The organism is Variovorax sp. P5_A3, assembly GCF_056400665.1.
In genome coordinates, this window is the sequence record NZ_JBFUKW010000008.1 from 74,609 (window position 1) to 95,235 (window position 20,627).

A 20,627-nucleotide genomic window follows, 5' to 3' on the forward strand; every position below is an offset into this window, starting at 1 on the left:
TTCCTTCTCTTGTCGGTTCAATCGTTGCGGGCGACGAAGGCGCGAACCTCGCCGGGCTTCCTCAGCATCTTGTCGACGTCGGCCGCATGAAGCTCCTCCGCCTGGATCATCTGCCGCGCGAATTCCTCCAGCGCCACCGACTGTCCTTCGACCAGACGCAGGAGGTCGCGGTACAGGTCCAGCGCCTTGCCTTCCGTCGCCAGCGACTCCTGGAGGATCGCCGACATGTCGTGCTTGTGCGAATCGAGCAGTTCGCCGATGCCCAGCGACGGATAGGCACCCAGCGTGGTGATCCATTCCCCGACCTGTTGCGCGTGCAGCAATGATTCGTCGGCCTGCTCGCGCAGCCAAGACACGATCGGGATTCGCGAGAAGCCGAACACGAGGAAGGAGTAGTGCGTGTACCGCACCACGCCGGCCAGCTCGGCCTCGAGCAGGCGGTTCAGGACATCGACGACCTGGGCCTTGTCGAGTTGGGACATGGAAGCACCTCCGCGATCGAACTTGACGCCACCAGTGGCGCCGCGCAAAGGCTCGCACGATCGCAGCGCTTGCGCAAGCGGCGAACGGCGTTTGACGCGGGCGGATGATGGGCGTACGGTTGCCGCCCGGCTGCACGGAGTGCGCCGGTGTCGACAACGAAGGAGACATGAGATGACGGATCTGTCCACTCATCCGACGCAGATCGCCAGCGCCTGGCTGGCCGATTTCACCTATGCGCTGGAACGGCAAGACATCGATGCGGCGGTCGCGCTCTTCGAGCCCGACTGTTACTGGCGCGACCTGGTCGCTTTCACCTGGAACATCCGGACACAGGAGGGCCCCGAGGCCATCCGGAAGATGCTGGAGGCGCGACTGGCCGACACGAAGCCGACTGCGTTCGCGGTCGAAGGCGAGGCGACCGAGGCCGGCGGCGTGGTCGAGGCGTGGTTCACTTTCGAGACGGCGGTCGCGCGCGGACGCGGCCACCTGCGCCTGCGCAACGGCAAGGCCTGGACGCTGCTCACGACCATGACCGAGCTCAAGGGCTTCGAGGAGCGCAAGGGCGAGCGGCGCATCAAGGGTGCGGAGCACGGCGCGAATCCCGATCGCAAGACCTGGCTGGAAAAGCGCGACGAGGAAGCGAAGACGCTGGGCTTCACCGAGCAGCCCTATGTCGTGATCGTCGGCGGCGGGCAGGGCGGCATCGTGCTCGGCGCCCGGCTGCGCAAGCTGGGCGTGCCGACGATCATCGTCGAGAAGAACGCCCGGCCCGGCGACTCCTGGCGCAGGCGCTACAAGAGCCTGTGCCTGCACGACCCGGTCTGGTATGACCATCTGCCCTACCTGCCCTTCCCGGAGGACTGGCCCGTGTTCTCGCCCAAGGACAAGATCGGCGACTGGCTGGAGATGTACACCAAGGTGATGGAGCTCAACTACTGGGGTTCCACGATTGCGAAGAAGGCGCGCTACGACGAAGCGAAGAAGGAGTGGGAACTCACCGTCGAGCGCGACGGCAGGGAGATCACGCTGCGGCCGAAGCAACTGGTGTTCGCGCTCGGCGTTTCGGGCTATCCGAACGTGCCGAAGATTCCCGGTGCCGAGACCTTCGAGGGCGAACAGCATCACTCCAGCGCGCATCCCGGGCCCGAAGCCTGGCGCGGCAAGAAGTGCGTGGTGCTCGGCTCCAACAATTCGGCGCACGACATCTGCGCGGCCCTGTGGGAGAACGGCGCCGACGTCACCATGATCCAGCGCAGCTCGACGCACATCGCGCCCTCGGATTCGCTCATGGAACTGGCGCTCGGCGGCCTGTATTCCGAGTCCGCGGTCAAGGCCGGCGTGACCACCGACAAGGCGGACCTGATCTTCGCCTCGGTGCCCTACAAGATCATGGCGCCGATGCAGGTGCCGGTGTATGACGAGATGAAGAAGCGCGACGCCGACCTGTATGCGCGCCTGGAGAAGGCTGGCTTCCTGCTGGACTTCGGTGTCGACGGTTCGGGCCTCTTCATGAAGTACCTGCGGCGCGGCTCGGGCTATTACATCGACGTGGGTGCCTCGGAGCTGGTGGCCAACGGCAGCATCAAGCTGCGCAGCGGCGTGACCATCGAACGCATCAACCCGCGCTCGGTGACGCTCAGCGACGGCAGCGAGCTGCCGGCCGACCTCATCGTCTACGCCACCGGCTACGGCTCGATGAACGGCTGGCTGGCCGACCTGGTTTCACCGGACTTGGCCGACAAGGTCGGCAAGGTGTGGGGACTGGGCTCCGACACGCCCAAGGATCCTGGGCCGTGGGAAGGCGAGCTGCGCAACATGTGGAAGCCTACGCAGGTGCCGCAGCTTTGGGTCCACGGCGGCAACCTGCACCAGTCGCGCCATTACTCGCAGTTCCTGTCGCTGCAGTTGAAGGCGCGCATGGAGGGCCTCGCGACGCCGGTGTACGAGTTGGCGCCGACGTACCACAAGCGGTGATTCAAGCGGTCGCGAGTCCTGTCGGCCAGCGCAGCTCGTGACCGGTGCGCTCCGTGAAGTGGACAAGATCCTCGGGCGTGTCGATGTCGACCCGGTAGCGGCTGTTGTCGCTGTCGAGCCAGCGCACACGCTCGGGATGGCCATCGCGCCAGCGCCGGCAGGCTGCATTCGCATCGCCGGCCAGCCATTCGTCGCGCAGGGCGGATTCGAAGATCACCGGGTTGCCAGGCTCTCCGGCCACGCGGGGTACGACCTTTGGGCTGCGAGCGTTCCGGGTGGAAGGACAGCACCATCTTCTCGAAGGGCTCCTTGTCTTGCACCGGCAGCACCCGACGCGCGAAGCTGTTCATGGCCACCACCTGCAGGTCGGGGTCGAGCTGGACCACGCCGACATCCGAGCGCTCGAGCAGATACAGGGGGCTGCGGCTTTGCATTCGTGTCTCCATCGTCCGGCCGTGGGGTCCGGAAGGACAAGTGAATCACTGTTTGCGCGGCGCTGCCCAGGGGGGCCGACCCTTGTCGTGCCGGCCCGTCTACAGTCCCTTTTCCACCATGTCGAGGACTCGCTGACCCAGCGCATCGGTCTGCGCACGCGGCAGACCGCGCAGAGGTCCGTCGATGATGAGCAGCGCCAGGCCATGCACGGCCGACCATGCGAGGAACTCGGCACCGGGGCGTCGCCCGGGCGGCATCACGCCTGCCTCGACGAGGCGGTCAAGCGCCGCACCGAGCAGCTCGAACGGATTCATGCCGCTGTGGCCACTCTTGGTCTCGGCCGGCGCATCCTGCACATCCACCGTTGTCGCAAAGGCGGTGCGGAAGAGGCCCGTCTCGGCCTGGGCGAATCGCAGGTAGCCGGTGCCGACCGCACGCACACTCGCACGCGCAAAGTCGGCCGGTTTGCGCGAAGGGCGCAGCGTGGCGAGTTCGGCCTCCATCGCGACGGCGACTGCCGACAACGCGGCGGCACGCACTGCCTGCAGCAACGCCTGCCGGCTCGCGAAATGGCGGTACGCGGCGTTGGGGACCACGCCCGCACGCCGCGTGGCCTCGCGCAGCACGACCGCATCGGGACCGCCCGCGCGGGCGAGCTCGACGCCCGCATGGAGCAGGGCACGTCGCAGGTCACCATGCCGGTAGGTGCTGCGAGCGGGCGGGCTGGCGGCGACGGAAGAAGCGTGCATCGGCTTTTTCATGTGGACAGCGTCCATTGTCTCTGCTATTGTCTTGTGGACGTTGTACACAACGCGACACAGCTTCCCTCAGCGGCATGACTCGGCAAGACTGAACCACTGCCGTCCCCTCCCATCCACAGCAAGGAGTACCCCATGGAAGTCCAGACCTATCTTTTCTTCGACGGCCGCTGCGACGAGGCGCTCGAGTTCTATCGCAAGACCATCGGCGCCGAGGTCACCATGCTGATGCGCTACAAGGAGAACCCCGAGCCTGCCCCCACCGAGGGATGCGCCGGCCCCGACGGAACGGGCGCACCGGACGGAGAAAAAGTGATGCATGCGGCCTTCACCGTCGGCGGCACGACGCTGATGGCTTCCGACGGGCGCAACACCGGCAAGCCCGTCTTCCAGGGCTTCTCGCTCTCGCTGATAGCCAAGGACGAGGCCGAAGCCCAGCGCCTCTACGCCGCACTGGGCGAGGGCGGGCAGGTGCAGATGCCGATGACCAAGACCTTCTTCTCGCCGGCCTTCGGCATGGTCGCGGATCGCTTCGGCGTGTCGTGGATGGTGATCGTCATGCATTGAGCCGGTTCATTCCCGCCGGTTCGGGCCGGCGCGGGTGATCCGGAGCACGTGGCCGATCACCTCGCTGGCCTTGTCCAGGCCCAGCGGCGCGTAGAGCCGGGTCAACAGGTTCTTGCGAATGGCTGATTCGATGCTCTGCGGATTCAGCGAGTGCTCGGCCATCGCGCGCTGCACCATCTGGCTGATGGCCAGGGCGTGATCGGCGAAGCTGCCGCGATCCGCGGCGTCGAGGGCCGAGGCGGCTTCTTCTCCCAGCGCCATCAGGATCGCGCCGAAGTACGCCCTGGCTTGCGGGTTGTTCGCCAGGACGTCCGGCATGCCCGGGGTCGCGCGCGCCTCCACGCGCCGTTCGAATTCGCGCAGCAGGGCGTACTGCCTGCGGGGATGGTCGAACATGGCCTCGGCCTCCACGATGGCGTTCGCCAACAGCCCGGAGAAGATCTTCTGCGCATAGGGATCGTCGGCCAGATCCAGTTGGATGGTCTTGCGCAGGCGTGTCGTCATGAGCGCTGCCTCGTTACGCGCCTTGTCGTCCGACCAGGCATCGTCCGTTCCGGCATGGGCCAGTTCGTGGACGAAATAGCTGCCGCCGACCTCCCGCACTTCCGTGCCGGTCACGTGTTGGTCGACCAGCCTCCGAAGCTGCTCTTCGTACGTGCTGACGTCGACAGTTTCCATGGCATCGGTGCGCACTGCCCGCCGCACCTCGCCGAGAACGCGAAGGTCCTGCTTGTAGCGCGCGATCAGGACTTCGGAAATGTCCGGATCCTCGAAGAACGTCCGGGATGACAACGCGGTCCGCAGGCACAGGCCGAACGCTGTGAGCGCCGCGGAGAAGTCATCGCGCAGTTGCTGCCGCTCGTCGTATTCGATGCCGCGACCCGCGCGGACGAGTCGAGGGCTCAAGGCCTGGCGCAGTTGCTCGGGATCGTCGCGATCCGCCACGTCCTTGAAGAAGGTCCACATTGCCCGATGCAGCGAGGGGAGCCGCTTGTACTCGGTAGCGATCTGCGCATAGAGGCCCGCGAGGTCGGCCGCATCGAAGCCGCCCTGCGTGCGTGTTCGCAGGTCCTGGTAGGCGCGAATCGCCGTGTCCAGGTCCGCGAGGATGCCGCGGTAGTCCACCAGCAAGCCATGGCGCTTGGCGGCATGCAGACGGTTCACCCGGGCCACGGCCTGGATCAGGTTGTGACCCTGGAGCGGCTTGTCGATGTAGAGCACGGCATTGCGTGGTTCGTCAAAGCCGGTGAGCAGGCGATCGACCACGATGAGCAGGTCGGGGCCGCCATCCGTGGCGAAGGCGCGCAGCGCCTGCCTCTCGTACTGCACGGCGTCATGGCCGTCGGCGAGCACGTTCTGGCGCCACCAGTTCCGGACTTCGTCCGTGATCGATTCGTCGCCGTCGTCATCCCCTTCGCGCATGTCGGGCGGCGAGATCACGACCACGCTCGTGACCAGCCCCGTGTCGTCGAGCGCCCTCTTGTAGCGGATCGCGTCGCGCTTGCACGCGGTCGCGACCTGACCCTTCAGTCCCGGCGCGATCTGCCTGAAGTTCTCGCTGAAGTGGGTGGCGATGTCCCACGCGATCAGCTCGATGCGTTGGAGCGCGCCGTAGATGGCGCCACGGCGCGCGTACTTCTTCTTGAGGTCGGCACGCTGTGCGTCGCCGAGGCCGACGGTGATCCGGTCGAACCAGCGGTCCACGGCTTGAGCATCGATCGTCAGGCCGGGCACGCGCTCCTCGTAGAGCAGCGGCGTTACAGCGCGATCTTCCACCGCGTCTTGCATCGTGTAGGCGTGGATGACGGGACCGAACTTGTTCGTCGTCTTCTCGTCCTTCAGGAGCGGCGTTCCGGTGAACGCGACACAGGCCGCGTGCGGCAGCGCCTTCTTCATCCGCTCGTGCATCTCGCCGCCATGGCTGCGATGGCCTTCGTCGACCAGCACGATCATGTCGCGCGATTCGTTGCGGCATTCCGGGAGTCGCGAGGCGGTGTTGAACTTCTGGACCAGCGCGAAGGTGATTTGCTCCGTGCCGCTGCCGATGCGCCCGGCCAGGTCCCGGCCCGTCACGGCCCTGCTGCGCTCGCCTTCCTTCTGCGTGGCGACGGAAGAGCCGAAGGCGCCGCCGGACATGAAGCTGCGGGCCAACTGGCGTTCGAGGTCCACCCGGTCGGTGACCACGACCACGCGACACGACTTCAGCGCCCCGCACAACAGCAAGGCCTTGGTGAGGAACACCATCGTGAAGCTCTTGCCCGAGCCGGTGGTGTGCCAGACCACGCCACCCTCGCGCGAACCATCGGGCCTCAGCACAACGAGGCGCTTCAGCAATGCGCGCACGCCGAAGAACTGCTGGTGTCGCGCGATGATCTTGCCTGCCCTGCGGTCGAAGAGGATGAAGCCGCGGATCAACTCGAGCAGCCTGGGCGGCGTCAGCAGGCTCTTCAACAGACGATCCTGCGCGTTGGATGGTGACGGCTGGGAGCCGAGGCCGCACTCTTCTTCCCTGTTCCACTGTGCCCAGAATCCGATCGGCGTGCGCGTGGTGCCGTAGCGCGCATCGGTCTCGCCGAGTGACAGCAGAAGCTGCGCGTACGCGTAGAGCTGTGGCACCTCGTCCTCGCGCTGGTTGCGCAAGTGGCGGGAGATGCCTTCGCGCACCATCGCATCGCCACGGCGCCTTGGCGGCGCTTCCGGCGAACTCGCCTCGATGACGACAAGCGGCAGGCCGTTGACATAGCCCACGATGTCCGGCGCACGATCGTGCGTTCCCTGACTGGAGAGCACGCGCAGTTCCCCGGTCACTTCGAAGCGATTCGCGGCAGTGTCGTCCCAGTCGATGAGGGCGATCGTCGGCTGGTGCTTCTTGCCGTCGGGCATGAACTCGGTGACGGTGATGCCGTAGGCCAGCTTGGCGTAGAGGCGTTCGTTGGCGGCAAGCAGGCCGTCGCCCAGTCCGAGAATCGTGAGTTCGCGCAGTACCTGCTCGATCGCATTGGAAGACAGCGCGCAGGGCGTGCCCTTGTAGTCGAACCGGCGCGTCCGCAGGTACTCGACGAGCCGTGGCCTGAGGATCACCTCGCGGGTCCCGCCTCGAAGCTCAAGGCAGTCGGAAGTGCCCAGACGGTGCCAGCCGAGCTTGCTGAGCACGCGCAGAACGGCTTCCAACGCAGGCGAGGGCGGAGCGTCACTCATAGCCCAGCTCTTTCAGGTAGCCCGCCATCTCCTCCTCGATCCCGATGCATTCCTTCCGGATCTCGTGGCGCTCTCGCCGGAGCTCCGCGATGTCGATGTCCTGCGCGCTCCGGGTGGTGTCGACGTAGCGGGCAATGTTGAGGTTGTGATCCTGCGCCGCGATGTCTTCGAGCGAGACGAGCCTGGCGTACTTCTCGACGGAAACTCGCGCTGCGCAGGCCGCCAGCATCCGGTCCATACCGGCCTCGCGCAGCGTGTTCTGGTTCCGGCCGGGCTGGAAGTCGCGGCTGCCGTCGATGAAGAGCACCTTGTCATCGGCCTTGCGCATGCGAAAGAGCAGCACGGCCGCCGGAATGCCAGTGCCGTAGAAAAGCTTTTCGGGGATGCCGATAACGGCATCGAGCAGGTTGTCCTCGATGAGCTTCCGGCGAATCCGCCCTTCTGCGCCGCCACGGAACAGGATGCCGTGCGGCACGACGACCGCCATTCGGCCGGTGCCGGGCTTCATCGTCTCGACCATGTGCAGGATGAAAGCGAAGTCGGCCTTGGTGCGCGGCGGCACACCGCGGCGGAAGCGATCGAACCTGTCGTTCTCCGCACTCTCGTGGCCCCAGTTCTCCAGGCTGAAGGGCGGATTCGCGACGACGACATCGAAGCGCCGCAGACTGGTGTCGTTCGCCATCAGCTTCGGGTTGCGAAGGGTGTCACCCCATTCGATGCGGTGGTTGTCCTCGCCGTGGAGGAACATGTTCATCTTGGCCAGCGCCCAGGTGCTGCCGATGGCCTCCTGCGCGTAGAGCGCGTAGCGGCGCGATCCCGTGCGCGCGCGGATCAGGCGGCCGCACTGCAGAAGCAGCGAGCCGGAGCCACAGGCCGGATCGCAGATGTCCTCGCCTTCGAGCGGGTCCATCAGGCGGGCCATGAGTGTCGACACTTCAGGCGGCGTGTAGAACTCGCCGGCTTTCTTCCCGCTGGTCGAGGCGAAGCTCTTGATCAGGTGCTCGTAGGCATTGCCGACGACATCGGGCGAGCCCACGCGGCTGGGCCTCAAGTCGAGTTCGGGCCTGGCGAAGACTTCGAGCAGGTGCCGCAGGAGCTCGTTCTTCTGCTGCCCGTCGCCGAGCTTGCTGGCGTTGAAGCTGATGTCCTGGAAGACGTCGCGCAGCTTCGCCATGTTGGCGTCCTCGATGGCGTGCAAGGCCCTGTCGATGCGCTCGCCATTGCCGGGCTCGAAGCGCGCCGCATGCAGTGCGTGGAAACCGGCGCCGGGCGGGAGGACGAAGCGCTCGGTCTTCAACAGTTCCTCGATGAGGCGCGGCTCGGCGTGGGCGTATTCCTTCGTGTAACGGTCGCACTGATCCTGCCAGACATCGGAGACGTACTTGAGGAAGAGCATCGTGAGGACGTAGTCCTTGTAGATGCCCGGGTCGACGATGCCGCGAAAGGTCTCGCAGGCGCTCAAGACAGCGGCGTTGATGCTGTCCTGGCTGATGGTGGCCTGGATCATTTTTTTCTCCCTGCTGTTTTTCTCATGTGTCGTCGCCCGCTCCGGTGAGCGATTCGGCGATCGATTCGAAGAGCCGTTCGCGATTTCGGATGAGCCGCTCGTGCAACTGTCGCTCGCGCCGCGCCAGCCGGGCCAATTGGACGATGCGGCGCTGGTCGGTCGGTGGCGGAATGCCGATCGGCAAGGCCTCCAGCACCGGTCGCCGGACGCTCAATTGGCTCGATCCTTCGGCCGCGCGTTGCAACGCGCGCTGGAAGGGCGGCTGGTTGATCTGCCATGCCAGGAAAGCAGGGATCAGATCGCTGCCCGGCTTGATGCGCAGGTGGAAGAGGTGCGGGCCGCAAACCGCAGGGCCGGGCGTTGCATCGATGCAGACCGCGTAGAACCTCGAGCCGCGCGAGACGAACAGCACGTCGTCGGGCGAAAGCCAGTCGGCCCGGCGGCGCCCGGCGAGTTCGGTGCGAATGACCGAACCCCAGCGGATGCCTTCGACAGGGTCCATGTCCTTCATCTGGATCGCGCGCACGGACCCGTCCGGCACATCATCGATCGAGCCGCGAAAGGGATAGCCGGCCCTGACGCCGACGGCCTCTGCCAGCCCGACTCGAATTGCATGAATTGACATGATGCAAATATTTGCTTGCAGCTTGGGAGTGACTTGATTAACTTCTTCTCCCACAAGTCAATGCATCAAGGCAAGTGATGCAAATTGACGATCAGGGAGTGTTGAATGGGATACGAAGTCGATTTCCTGCCGGTCAGGGCAGGCGGCGCAGCCATCTGCGCGCGCTGGGGAACGCCAGGTAACTACAAGGTTCTGGTCTACGACGGCGGCACGGCCGTTTCGGGCGAGCGCCTGGTGGCGCATGTTGAGCAGCTATACATGACCTCCCGCGTCGACTACGTGGTGAGCTCGCATCCGGCGTGCGACCACGCGGCCGGACTGGCGGTGGTCCTGCGCAAGCTGAAGGTCGGCGAACTCTGGATGCAGAGGCCGTGGGCCTATTCGGACGGGCTGCGCACGGAGTTGCCGGTGGCGCGTGCCTTGAAACAGCTTGCCGATGCGAAGCGCATTCCGGTGCGCGAACCCTTCGCGGGTGCGGAAATCGGGCCGTTCACCGTGTTGTCGCCCGAGCGCGACTGGTACATGAACTCCCTGCTCCCGGATTTCGGCCGTTCGGCCACGCGGCCGGGTCACGGGCTTGCGGCGCTCATTCGTCACTGGACTCGCAGGCGCCTGTCGAACCATGCGGCCACCACGGCGGAGAACGAATCGAGCGCCGTTCTCTATGCCGAGTTCGACGGCCGCGGCGTGCTGCTGACCGGGCGGGCGGGCGTTCGGACGCTCGACGCGGCGGCGACCTTCGCGGAGCAACTCGGTATGGACCTGCCGGCCAGACTGCGGCTTCTGCAGGCGCCCAACGGGGGGAGCGCCGACCATTTGTCGCCAACGGTCCTGAATCGCATCGTCGGCCCCTGCACGCCGCGAGACGGCCGCAGCCACACGAAATCGGCTTTCATTTCGGTCAGCCTCGAAGGCGGGCAACGCGCGAGCCGCGCCGTGACCAAGGCGCTCGACCGGCGCGGCGTCCTCAGTTTCGTGACGCAGGGCGTGAGCCTCCACCATTGGCACCGGATGCCCGACCGCGGGTGGTATCGGGCCCGGCCAGCCTGCATGGAAGCCTGACCCCCCGCTTCGGCCTCCGACGCGACAGTTCAAGACGCCCCGTTCCCCGTAAATTCGACGCTCCAATCCACAGGAGCATCCGCACATGATTCACGTCGTCGCCGTCATCACCGCCAAGCCGGGTCAACGCGACCTGATCCTCGAGGCCTACCGCGCCAACCGCCCGGCCGTGCTCGCCGAGGAAGGCTGCATCGAATACATCGCCACCATCGACGCCGCGGGCATGCCGGCCTCGCGTGGCACCTTCGGGCCGGACACCTTCGTGGTGGTCGAGAAGTGGGAAACGCTGGCCGCGCTGCAGGCCCACGCGGCGGCGCCCCATATGGCCGCCTATGGCGCGAAGGTCAAGGATTGGACCGAGAGCCGGGTGATCCATGTGCTGGAGCCGGTGTGAGATCGCTCGAGCGTTGACCGCGCTCTTCTGGTTCTTTCGATCCGTGTCATGAAAAAACGCGCCCTTGGGCGCGTTTCTCTCTTCTGGGACGAAGCCGGTTACTTCGCAATCACGCGAACCATCTCCAGGCATTTGTTCGAGTAGCCCCACTCGTTGTCGTACCAGCTCACGAGCTTGACGAAGGTGCCATCCAGCGCGATGCCGGCTTCGGCGTCGAAGATCGAGGTGCGCGGGTCGCCGCGGAAGTCGGTGGCGACGACCTTGTCTTCCGTGTAGCCGAGCACGCCCTTGAGCGCGCCTTCGCTCTGCGCCTTCATCTCGGCGCAGATTTCGGCATACGTCGCTTCCTTGACCAGTTCGACCGTGAGGTCGACCACCGACACGTCGGAGGTCGGCACACGGAAGCTCATGCCCGTCAGCTTCTTGTTCAGTTCGGGGATGACCACTCCCACCGCCTTGGCAGCACCCGTGCTCGACGGGATGATGTTTTCCAGGATGCCGCGGCCGCCGCGCCAGTCCTTGTTGCTCGGGCCGTCGACGGTCTTTTGGGTGGCGGTGGTGGCGTGCACGGTGGTCATCAGGCCGCGCTTGATGCCCCACTTGTCGTTCAGCACCTTGGCCAGGGGCGCCAGGCAATTGGTGGTGCAGCTGGCGTTGCTGATGATGGCTTCGCCGGCGTACTTCTTGTCGTTCACGCCATAGACGAACATGGGGGTGTCGTCCTTGCTGGGCGCGGACAGGATGACCTTCTTCGCGCCCGCATCGATGTGCTTCTGCGCCGTTTCCTTGGTCAGGAAGAGCCCGGTGGATTCGAGCACGATGTCGGCACCGACGTCGCTCCACTTCAGTTGCGCGGGATCGCGCTCCTGCGTGAGGCGGATCTTCTTGCCGCTGACGATGAGGGTGTTGCCTTCGACATTGACCTCGCCCTGGAAGCGGCCGTGCACCGAGTCGTACTGCAGCATGTACGCCAGGTATTCGGGTTCGAGCAGGTCGTTGATCGCGACGATCTCGATGTCGTTCTTGAAGTTCTGCACCGCCGCGCGAAGCACGTTGCGACCGATGCGACCGAAGCCGTTGATGCCGAGTTTGATAGCCATGTCATTTGCTCCTGGATGGTTGAAAACTGGGGGCGATCGACTTCAGCGCTTGAGCGCCGCTTCGACCGTGGCAGCGACGTTCTCTGCCGTGAATCCGAAATGCTTGAACAGCACGCCCGCCGGCGCCGATTCGCCATACGTGTCGATGCCGACGACGGCCGCGACGCCGTACTTCCACCAGCCGTCGGTGGCGCCCATTTCGACCGCGATGCGCGGCGTGCCCTTGGGCAGCACGCTCTTCTTGTAGGCCACGTCCTGGCGATCGAAGGTGGTGGTGGAAGGCATGGAGACGACGCGCACCGCGATCTTCTTCGCGGCCAGCAGCTCTTGTGCCTTGAGGGCCAGCTGCACTTCGGACCCGGTTGCGATGATGACGGCCTTGACGTTCTTGTTCTTCAGGCCGACCGCTTCGGGCTCGGACAGCACGTAGGCGCCCTTGCTGATGTCGCTCAGGTCCTTCTTGGGCGAGTAGGGCAGGTTCTGGCGCGACAGCAGCAGCGCCGTCGGGCGGCTGGCGTTCTGCAGCGCGACCGCCCAGGCGACGGCGGTTTCCGCGGTATCGCCCGGACGCCAGACGTCGAGGTTCGGGATCAGGCGCAACGAGGCGGCGTGCTCGATCGACTGGTGCGTGGGGCCGTCCTCGCCGAGGCCGATGGAGTCGTGCGTGAATACGTGGATCACGCGCTGCTTCATCAGCGCCGCCATGCGGATGGCATTGCGGCTGTAATCGCTGAAGGTCAGGAAGGTGCCGCCGTAGGGGATGTAGCCACCATGCAGCGCGACGCCGTTCATGACGGCCGCCATGCCGAACTCGCGCACGCCGTAGTTGATGTGCCGGCCCGGCAGGCCGTCGGGGAACTGCTCGTTACCTTCGCTGCGGACCACGTTGCCATGGCTGTCGAAGCGCAGGCTGGGCGTGCTCTTGGTGTTGGTGAGGTTGGAGCCGGTCAGGTCGGCGCTGCCGCCGAGCAGCTCGGGCAACGCCGCCGTGAAAGCTTCGAGCGCGAGCTGCGAGGCCTTGCGCGAGGCGACGGTCTCGCCCTTGGTGTGGGCTGCGACGACCGTGTCGAATGCGGTCTGGTGGAAGTTCTTCGGCAGCTCGCCCTTCATGCGGCGGGTGAACTCCTCGGCCAGGTCCGGGAAGGCTTGCGCATAAGCGGCGAATTTGTCGTTCCATGCGGCTTCGGCCTTGGCACCGGCGGCCTTGGCGTCCCACTCCTCGTACACCGCAGCCGGCAGTTCGAAGGGCGGGTGGGCCCATTGCAGCGCGCTGCGCGTGAGTCCGATCTCGTCGGCGCCCAGCGGCTCGCCGTGGGCCTTGGCGGTGTTCGCGCGGTTCGGGCTGCCCTTGCCGATCTGCGTCTTGCAGATGATGAGCGTGGGCTTGTCGCGATGGTTCTTCGCCTTTTCGATGGCCTTGGACACGTCCTTCACGTCATGCCCGTCGATGGGGCCGATCACGTGCCAGCCGTAGGCCTTGAAGCGCTCTTCGGTGTTGTCGACGAACCAGGGCTTGACCGGGCCGTCGATCGAAATGCCGTTGTCGTCGTAGAGCGCGATCAGCTTGCCGAGCTTCCAGGCGCCGGCAAGTGCCGCCGCTTCGTGGCTGATGCCTTCCATCAGGCAACCGTCGCCGAGGAAGGCGTAGGTGTGATGGTCGACGATGTCGTGGCCCTTGCGATTGAATTCGGACGCCAGCAGCTTTTCGGCGAGAGCGAAGCCGACCGCGTTCGTGATGCCCTGCCCGAGCGGACCGGTGGTGGTTTCGACGCCGGGGGTGATGCCGGTTTCGGGATGGCCCGCCGTCTTGCTGTGCAATTGACGGAAGTGCTTGAGTTCCTCGATGGGCAGCGCATAGCCCGTGAGATGCAGCACCGAGTAGATGAGCATCGACGCATGGCCGTTCGACAGCACGAAGCGGTCGCGGTCGAACCAGTGCGGATTGGCCGGGTTGTGCTTGAGATGCTCGCCCCACAGCGCGACAGCCATGTCGGCCATGCCCATCGGTGCGCCAGGATGCCCCGAGTTTGCGAGTTGAACGGCATCCATTGCCAGCGCGCGAATCGCGTTGGCCATCAAGGCTTGGTTGGCCATCTGTGGCTTCCTGGGAGCAAGTTAGGGGGAACCCGGCATTTTAGCGGTCACGTTGCCAGGCCTCTCGAACGGGGCCCAAAGGGGCTGCTAGAGTGCCGCCCATGCATGGTCTTCACCTCACCGCCGATCTTCACGATTGCCGCTGCGCGACGCAGTGGCTGGTGGACGCGCAAGCCCTGGGCGCCGCCTGCGTGAGCGTGGCGGAAGCGGTGGGGCTGCAGGTCGTGGGCAAGCTCGTTCATGCGTTTCCCCGCACTGCCCAGGGGCCAGGCGGCGTGACGGCCACGGTTCTGCTTGCAGAGTCCCATTTGTGTGTCCACACCTGGCCCGAGCAGGGCGGTGTGACGCTCGACGTCTACGTCTGCAATTTCGGCGGCGACCATTCGGCGAAGGCGAGGGCGGTGATGGATGCGCTGGAGGCGCTCTTCCTGCCGGTCTACGCGGAACGGAACGCGCTGCAGCGCGGCGAGATGAGGGCTGAGGCAGCGTGAGCATCAAGGCCATGATCCTGGCCGCGGGACGCGGCGAACGCATGCGGCCATTGACGGATGCGACTCCCAAGCCCCTGCTCGAGGTGCAGGGCAAGGCGCTGATGCAGTGGCCGATAGAAGCGCTGGCTTCGGGCGGCTTCACCGAACTCGTGGTCAACATCGCTTGGTTGGGCGAGCAGATCCCCGGGCGTTTTGGCGCCAGTTTTCAGGGCTCGACCCTCTCCTATTCGCACGAAGGGCGCGACTTCGGCGGTGCGCTCGAAACGGCAGGCGGCATCGTCCGGGCGCTACCCCTGCTGGGCGAGATGTTCTGGGTCGTGGCGGGCGATGTGTTCGCGCCGGACTTCGCGTTCACGCAGGCGTCGGTCGACCGCTTCGCGACAAGCGGGCGGCTGGCGCATCTCTGGCTGGTTCCCAATCCTGCGCACAACCTGAAAGGCGACTTCGGCATCGACGCCGATGGCTCGGCCATGAACCATGCGGCGCCGAAGTACACCTTTTCGACCATCGCCCTGTATCGCGCCGAGCTGTTTTCCGCTCCCTATTGCAGTATTCCGCCCGGCAACGCCGAGGGCGTGAAGGCGGCACTGGCGCCGGTGCTGCGTACCGCCATGGACGCGGGACGCGTCAGCGCCGAGATGTATGCGGGTCTGTGGGCCGATGTCGGCACGCCAGAACGCCTGCGCGAACTGAACGAAAAAAAACGGCCCGCATGAAGCAGGCCGTCCGTATGGTCGAGTGACGACCTGGGCTCAGGGCACGTTGGCCGTCGTGATCTGGAACGGCTTGCCAGGCAGCGCCAGGCTGCCGCCGTATTCGATCTGCACCCCGCCGGTCGGCGTCACCGGGCAACCGTTCGGCTTCGGGCAGGCGCCGCCTTCGGAGAAGCTCACCGGACCGTAGCGGAAGTTCTTGATCGACTTGTCCGCGTAGTCCGCGACGCTCAGCACATAGCCTGCGTTGGCGAAGTTGTCGGAATCCTCGATCGCCACCGGGTCCTTCAGGCGCTGGTCCTGCAGGGTCCGGACGATGCTGCCGCTGTTGCCGTCCGCAGCGAAGCGCACCCAGGAGATTTTCCGGTCGCCGCGCGACGCCACGATGACCTGCTGGTTGATGGCCTCGATGCTGGCGTTGGGCTCGCCCTTGGACGTCGCGAGCGAGGTCGGGTTGCGGCCGATGCCGCCCACGGTGCCGACTTCGGCAATGGCGCTCGCCGCCGGCGATGCGACCGCGCCGCCCGGCGCGTACCCGCCCAGGCTGTAGATGCGCAGCGTGCCGTCCTGCGTCGCGATCCACGCGCGCTGGGTGTTGCCCGACACCGTGGCCTTGACCGCCGTCGGCTTCGCCGGGAGCGCAACGGTCTTGATGACCGTCGGCGCCTGCGAAGGCTGCTGCGCGAAAGTGTACGGCCACTGGTTGTCGGCCTGGCCCAGGTTGCTGGTGTTGCCGACGTTCGAGCTGAAGTACATGCCGTTGAAGTAGCTGAAGAGCGGCTTCAGGTCGATGAAGGCGGCCTTCTGTTCCGACTTGGAAGTCACGATTGCCACGCCACCCTTGGCATAGCGGCTGTAGTTCTCGCCGCCGCTGGCGAACTTCTGCCAGTTGCTCGCGAGCGGGCTGTTGTCCAGGCCCATGAAGTTGCCGCCCACCTGGATGGTTCCGAACTGGTCCATGCCCGTCGTGACGGCGATGTCGGTCGGTGCCGCGATGCCGGGCAGGTCGACGTAGCCGAGGATCTTCATGAAAGCGATGTTGCCCATGTTCGGCAGGCCCGGGTAGGCGCCCATCCATTCATGCCACCAGTCGTAGTAGGCGCGTTTGCCGTTGGTGCCGTTGTTGTACGGATCGCAGCCATCGCACAGGCCGGCCAGCGCGATCACGGCGACCTGACCCTTCGACGCGGTGGTGTCCCAGACCGTGACCAGGGCGAATTCGCTGTCGTTCGTCATGGCGATGCCAGTCGGCACCTTGTTGGCGGGCAGTTTGACGGTCGTGTCGTTGCTTGCCGTGTTGCTGCCGACGGTGCCGATCACGCCGTTCTGGAACGCAACCAGCGCCTCTGCACAGAAGCCCGGTCGGCCGGCGCAGCGCGCCATCGCGATCGGATCGCTGCTGACCGTGCCCGCAGCCTTGTAGGCCATGGCGTTGAGGCTGTCGAGTCCGCCGCCGTTCGCCGCCGTCACCGTCCAGCTCAGCTGGGGCGATTGCGCGAAGACGTTGTACATGTAGCCGGTGACCTGGAAGTCGGTGACACCGATACCGCCCTTGCCGGCTGCCGCGGCCGGATTGTCCGGCACGAACAGCGCGTTGGCCTGGTTGGTCGAATAGGCGCCGGCGTTGCCGGAAGGTGGGCCACCGACCTGCCAGAAGAACTGGTAGTCGGGCGATGTCAGTCTCGCGTCGCCGCGCTTGTACAGCAGCGGCAACCCGGCGTCGGCGACGCCATAGGCCGCGGCGCTCGGGCCGAAGCGATAGTCGATGCCTGCATCCTTGCTCAACTGGGCGGCCATGTTCGTCACGGCGCCCGGTACGACGTTATGGGAGCCGTCGACGATGTCTGCGGTGGTTGGGGTCCCCGTACTCGGGGCGGCCGAGCCGCTGCCGGTCGACGGAGTAGTGCCGTTGCCTGTCGACGCGCCAGTGCCGTTGGCTGTAGCCGCGGCCGCAGTTGCGGCGGCAAGGGCCGCTGCCGGGTCTGCGCTCGCGGCGGCACCGAAGCCTCCTCCACCACCACCGCCGCCGCCGCAACCTGCGAGCACAGCAGCCCCGACTCCGAGCAGAATTGCGCTCTTATGAAGAACTTTCAACAAAAAACACCTCCAAAATAACAAGTTGTCGGTTTGTACGTGGGATAGGTCCTACGCGGCAAACCTTCTTGCAAATCTTTTCCTTGTGTTTTTTGTCGCCCATGGGATCAATTACAAAGGTATCGAATAGTGACGTTATGACCGCAAATCATCAAGCCCCCCGTCGATTACATCTTTCTACTTATTTAGGCGCTGATGGCATCGCCATCATCCCGACCGCTCCGGAGCGCCAGCGCAACCGGGACAGCGACTTTCTCTATCGCCACGACAGCTACTTCTATTACCTGACTGGCTTCGCCGAACCGAATGCCTGGCTGGTGTTGTCGGGTGACGGCCGTTCGACGTTGTTCTGCGCGCCCAAGGATCTGGAGCGCGAGATCTGGGACGGCTACCGGCTCGGACCCGAGGCGGCGCCGGCAGCCTTGGGCGTCGACGAGGCCTATTCGATCGACGAACTCGACACCCGCCTTCCGCGACTGCTCGAGAACAAGTCCGTCGTCTGGTACCCGTTCGCGACGCACAAGGGACTGGAGACGCGGGTGGACGGCTGGCTTTCTGCCGTGCGTGCGCGGGTGCGCTATGGCGCCCTGTGCCCCGAGGAGCAGCGCGACCTCTGCGGTCCGCTCGACGAGATGCGGCTCGTCAAGGACGCCTACGAACAAGACGTGATGCGCCGCGCCGCGCAAATCAGTGCCCGGGCCCACGTTCGTGCGATGCAGTTGTCCGCACGCATGCTGCGCGAGGGCAAGGACGTGCGCGAGTTCCACCTCGACGCCGAGCTGCTGCACGAATTTCGCCTTGGCGGCTCGCAATATCCGGCCTACGGCTCGATCGTGGCTGCAGGCGCCAATGCCTGCGTGCTGCACTACCGCGCCGACACGGCGCCTGTGCGCGACGGCGAGCTGGTCCTGATCGACGCAGGCTGCGAACTGGACGGCTACGCGAGCGACATCACGCGGACCTTTCCCGCCAACGGCAAGTTCACCGGGCCGCAGCGCGCCTTGTACGACCTCGTCCTGGCCAGCCAGGAAGCTGCGGTCGCGGCAACGCGCGCAGGGCAGCGCTTCAACGATCCGCACGAGGCGACGGTCAAGGTCCTGTCGCAGGGCATGCTGGACCTGGGATTGCTCGACGCCAACAAGGTGGGCAGCGTGGAAGACGTCATCGAGAAGCGTGCGTACTTCCCTTTCTATATGCACCGCACCGGCCACTGGCTGGGCATGGACGTGCACGACTGCGGGAGCTATGTCGAGCCCACGCAGGTCGGTGAAGTGAGCGAACGCAGGGATCCGCTTTCCAACGAGGTGATCAAGAACAGGCCCAGCCGTATCCTCCATCCCGGTATGGTGCTGACCATCGAGCCGGGCATATATGTGCGCCCTGGCGAGGGCGTGCCGGAACAGTTCCACAACATCGGTATCCGCATCGAGGACGACGCCATCGTCACCGAGGGCGGCTGCGAACTCATCTCACGCGGCGTGCCGGTCCACGGAGACGAAATCGAAGCGCTGATGCGGAACTGAGTTCGCGATCGGCGCCGGCTCAACTCACGGCGGACGCGGCCAGATGGCCGCGCGTGAAGGCTTCCTCGAAGATCGAGTAGCCGGACCAGTCGCTGTGCGCGAAGGCCAGGCGCGCCGTACCTGCCCGTCCGCCCGTCGATAGCGGGCCGAGCAGGCGCAGCAAGCCGGGTTCGGGAATCGCCATCGCATGGCCGTAGCGGGTGATGTCGATACGGGTCGCCGCGGCCGGGAGGTCCGGATGCGGCACCGACAGTTCGGCCAGCAGGTCATCTCGCCAGGCATTCCAAGGGCGATCGAGCAACCGGCGACGACCGTCCGCTTCGTCGAACGCGCTCGGCCCGAGGGGCCGATACCACGTCAGCACCGTGGCACGAGGCGTCGGGTCGAGCGTCTGGTGACGGGCATCGACATAGCCGAGGCCGCGCGTGCCGTAGAGCACGTTATCCCAGCTTGGTGGGGCACCGGGACGATCGATGAGCGGGGAGCGCACGTGGATGTTGGCGACGAGCCAGGGAGCGTGGCGCAGGTGCGTCGCAGCCTGGCGCAGCAACCCGGGCGGGTTCTCGACGACGCGTGCGGCAATGAAGACCGGCAGCGCGACGATGCAATGTGACGCCTCCCAGCGCACGCGCGACCGGGTTGCGAAGTCGTAGGCATCGACCTCGACACCGCCGCGCGTTTCGGCAATGCGCGTCACCGCCTGGCCCGACTTCAAGCGTTCACCCAAAGGATCGGCCAGTCGGCGCGTCAGCCATCCGTTTCCTTCGGGCCAGGTCAGTACGGCGTCGCGTTCGACGTTGTCATCCCCCGGCGCGTGAAAGCCGTGCCGGCTGGCGAAGTAATGAATGCCGGCCCATGCCGACACGTGCGCCATGCCGGCGCCATAGTCGTCACGGCAGCAGTAGTCGAGATACCAGCGCAGGTGCGGATCGGTGAAGCCCTCGTGGTCGAGCCAGGCGTGGAATGACGAAGCGTCCAGCGCCATGGAGAGGGGTGCAGGGCCGGCCCTGAACGCCGGAATGGAAAAACGTGCTTCGCGCAATGCTTCGACGCGCTGCGAGAACCGGCGGTATTGCGCGAGGGTCGCATCATCCACGCCCTGCACCGGCAGCAAGCCATCCTGCCAGGCGCCACGAAAGAACAGTCGCTCCTGCGGACTGTGGCAGAGATAGCGTTCGTCGTACCCCCACCGGCCCGCCACGCGCTGCCTCAGGCCCAGTTCCTCGAGCAGGTCCTGGACTTCGTGCGCATCGTCGCCAGGCACGGGCAGGTAGTGCGCACCGAGCGGACAGGCGACGCCGCCGACCATGCCGCCGCGGCTGTTGCCGCCGGCGACGTCTTCCAGTTCGATCAGCACGAAGTCTTCGATGCCCGCGAGCCGCAAGGCACGCGCAGCCGCGAGCCCTGCGACGCCGCCGCCGGCGATCACGACGCGCGCACGTCGCGTGACGTCCGGCGCGACGCCGGCGCGCAGACTGCCATCGCGCAATGCGTGGCCACGCGTCACGTCGATGCCCGTGAATCCGCCGTCGATGTCGTGTCGGGTCTCGCAACCCGCCAAGGCGGCGGTACCTGTCATGGCGGCACCCAGGAACGCGCGACGTTTCAT

17 protein-coding genes are annotated in these 20,627 nt (G+C 65.8%); 7 read left to right on the forward strand and 10 right to left on the reverse strand.

What is annotated here, in order from left to right:
- Positions 1-17 precede the first annotated feature (17 nt).
- The gene (locus AC1D3B_RS13925; RefSeq protein ID WP_478191259.1) at positions 18-482 is read right to left on the reverse strand and encodes a ferritin-like domain-containing protein; all 465 of its coding nucleotides are present in this window, start codon (positions 480-482) and stop codon (positions 18-20) included.
- A gap of 172 nt (positions 483-654) precedes the next feature.
- On the opposite strand from AC1D3B_RS13925, the gene AC1D3B_RS13930 reads away from it, so the two are divergent.
- Positions 655-2,457, forward strand: coding sequence for an NAD(P)-binding domain-containing protein (locus tag AC1D3B_RS13930; protein WP_478191260.1), 1,803 nt, complete (start codon positions 655-657; stop codon positions 2,455-2,457).
- Between the two features lies 1 nt (position 2,458).
- Here the strand turns inward: AC1D3B_RS13930 and AC1D3B_RS13935 are convergent, their stop codons facing one another.
- Both AC1D3B_RS13935 and AC1D3B_RS13940 read right to left on the reverse strand, forming a co-directional pair.
- Complete coding sequence (locus tag AC1D3B_RS13935; RefSeq protein WP_478191261.1) at positions 2,459-2,674, reverse strand: hypothetical protein; 216 nt, start codon at positions 2,672-2,674, stop codon at positions 2,459-2,461.
- 316 nt (positions 2,675-2,990) lie between these two features.
- Positions 2,991-3,641, reverse strand: a complete 651-nt coding sequence (locus AC1D3B_RS13940) for a TetR/AcrR family transcriptional regulator (protein ID WP_478191262.1) — start codon at positions 3,639-3,641, stop codon at positions 2,991-2,993.
- A gap of 144 nt (positions 3,642-3,785) precedes the next feature.
- On the opposite strand from AC1D3B_RS13940, the gene AC1D3B_RS13945 reads away from it, so the two are divergent.
- A complete protein-coding gene (locus AC1D3B_RS13945) occupies positions 3,786-4,217 on the forward strand; it encodes a VOC family protein (protein ID WP_478191263.1) in 432 nt (143 codons plus the stop codon).
- A 6-nt stretch (positions 4,218-4,223) separates the two neighbouring features.
- Here the strand turns inward: AC1D3B_RS13945 and AC1D3B_RS13950 are convergent, their stop codons facing one another.
- Genes AC1D3B_RS13950 through AC1D3B_RS13960 form a run of 3 tightly spaced genes read right to left on the reverse strand, consistent with a single transcriptional unit; the run spans position 4,224 to position 9,547 of the window.
- Positions 4,224-7,415, reverse strand: coding sequence for a type I restriction endonuclease subunit R (locus AC1D3B_RS13950; RefSeq protein WP_478191264.1), 3,192 nt, complete (start codon positions 7,413-7,415; stop codon positions 4,224-4,226).
- Positions 7,408-8,922 (reverse strand): type I restriction-modification system subunit M, encoded by a 1,515-nt coding sequence (locus AC1D3B_RS13955; RefSeq protein WP_478191265.1) that lies wholly within the window; start codon positions 8,920-8,922, stop codon positions 7,408-7,410. Before AC1D3B_RS13955 ends, AC1D3B_RS13950 begins: the two co-directional genes overlap by 8 nt.
- A 22-nt stretch (positions 8,923-8,944) precedes the next feature.
- Positions 8,945-9,547 (reverse strand): restriction endonuclease subunit S, encoded by a 603-nt coding sequence (locus tag AC1D3B_RS13960; RefSeq protein WP_478191266.1) that lies wholly within the window; start codon positions 9,545-9,547, stop codon positions 8,945-8,947.
- A gap of 105 nt (positions 9,548-9,652) precedes the next feature.
- Here AC1D3B_RS13960 and AC1D3B_RS13965 point away from each other — a divergent pair, with 105 nt between their 5' ends.
- Entirely contained in the window at positions 9,653-10,609 is a 957-nt protein-coding gene (locus AC1D3B_RS13965; RefSeq protein WP_478191267.1) for a ComEC/Rec2 family competence protein, read from the forward strand.
- A gap of 85 nt (positions 10,610-10,694) precedes the next feature.
- Positions 10,695-11,003 (forward strand): putative quinol monooxygenase, encoded by a 309-nt coding sequence (locus tag AC1D3B_RS13970; protein WP_478191268.1) that lies wholly within the window; start codon positions 10,695-10,697, stop codon positions 11,001-11,003.
- 98 nt (positions 11,004-11,101) lie between these two features.
- Here the strand turns inward: AC1D3B_RS13970 and gap are convergent, their stop codons facing one another.
- Together gap and tkt are read right to left on the reverse strand one after the other, a co-directional pair.
- On the reverse strand, positions 11,102-12,103 hold the full coding sequence (gene gap, locus AC1D3B_RS13975; protein ID WP_478191269.1) for a type I glyceraldehyde-3-phosphate dehydrogenase: 1,002 nt from the start codon (positions 12,101-12,103) through the stop codon (positions 11,102-11,104).
- Positions 12,104-12,145: 42 nt separating this feature from the next.
- On the reverse strand, positions 12,146-14,197 hold the full coding sequence (gene tkt / locus AC1D3B_RS13980) for a transketolase (protein WP_478191270.1): 2,052 nt from the start codon (positions 14,195-14,197) through the stop codon (positions 12,146-12,148).
- A gap of 101 nt (positions 14,198-14,298) precedes the next feature.
- On the opposite strand from tkt, the gene AC1D3B_RS13985 reads away from it, so the two are divergent.
- Together AC1D3B_RS13985 and AC1D3B_RS13990 are read left to right on the forward strand one after the other, a co-directional pair.
- A complete protein-coding gene (locus AC1D3B_RS13985; RefSeq protein ID WP_478191271.1) occupies positions 14,299-14,688 on the forward strand; it encodes an S-adenosylmethionine decarboxylase family protein in 390 nt (129 codons plus the stop codon).
- An 11-nt stretch (positions 14,689-14,699) separates the two neighbouring features.
- Positions 14,700-15,404 carry a nucleotidyltransferase family protein gene (locus AC1D3B_RS13990; RefSeq protein ID WP_478191593.1) on the forward strand — a complete coding sequence of 235 codons (705 nt, stop codon included), beginning with the start codon at positions 14,700-14,702 and terminating at the stop codon, positions 15,402-15,404.
- A gap of 36 nt (positions 15,405-15,440) precedes the next feature.
- Here AC1D3B_RS13990 and AC1D3B_RS13995 read toward each other — a convergent pair whose 3' ends face one another.
- Positions 15,441-17,495 (reverse strand): hypothetical protein, encoded by a 2,055-nt coding sequence (locus tag AC1D3B_RS13995; RefSeq protein WP_478191272.1) that lies wholly within the window; start codon positions 17,493-17,495, stop codon positions 15,441-15,443.
- A gap of 137 nt (positions 17,496-17,632) precedes the next feature.
- On the opposite strand from AC1D3B_RS13995, the gene AC1D3B_RS14000 reads away from it, so the two are divergent.
- A complete protein-coding gene (locus tag AC1D3B_RS14000; RefSeq protein WP_478191273.1) occupies positions 17,633-19,018 on the forward strand; it encodes an aminopeptidase P N-terminal domain-containing protein in 1,386 nt (461 codons plus the stop codon).
- A gap of 19 nt (positions 19,019-19,037) precedes the next feature.
- Here the strand turns inward: AC1D3B_RS14000 and AC1D3B_RS14005 are convergent, their stop codons facing one another.
- A complete protein-coding gene (locus AC1D3B_RS14005; RefSeq protein WP_478191274.1) occupies positions 19,038-20,627 on the reverse strand; it encodes an FAD-dependent oxidoreductase in 1,590 nt (529 codons plus the stop codon).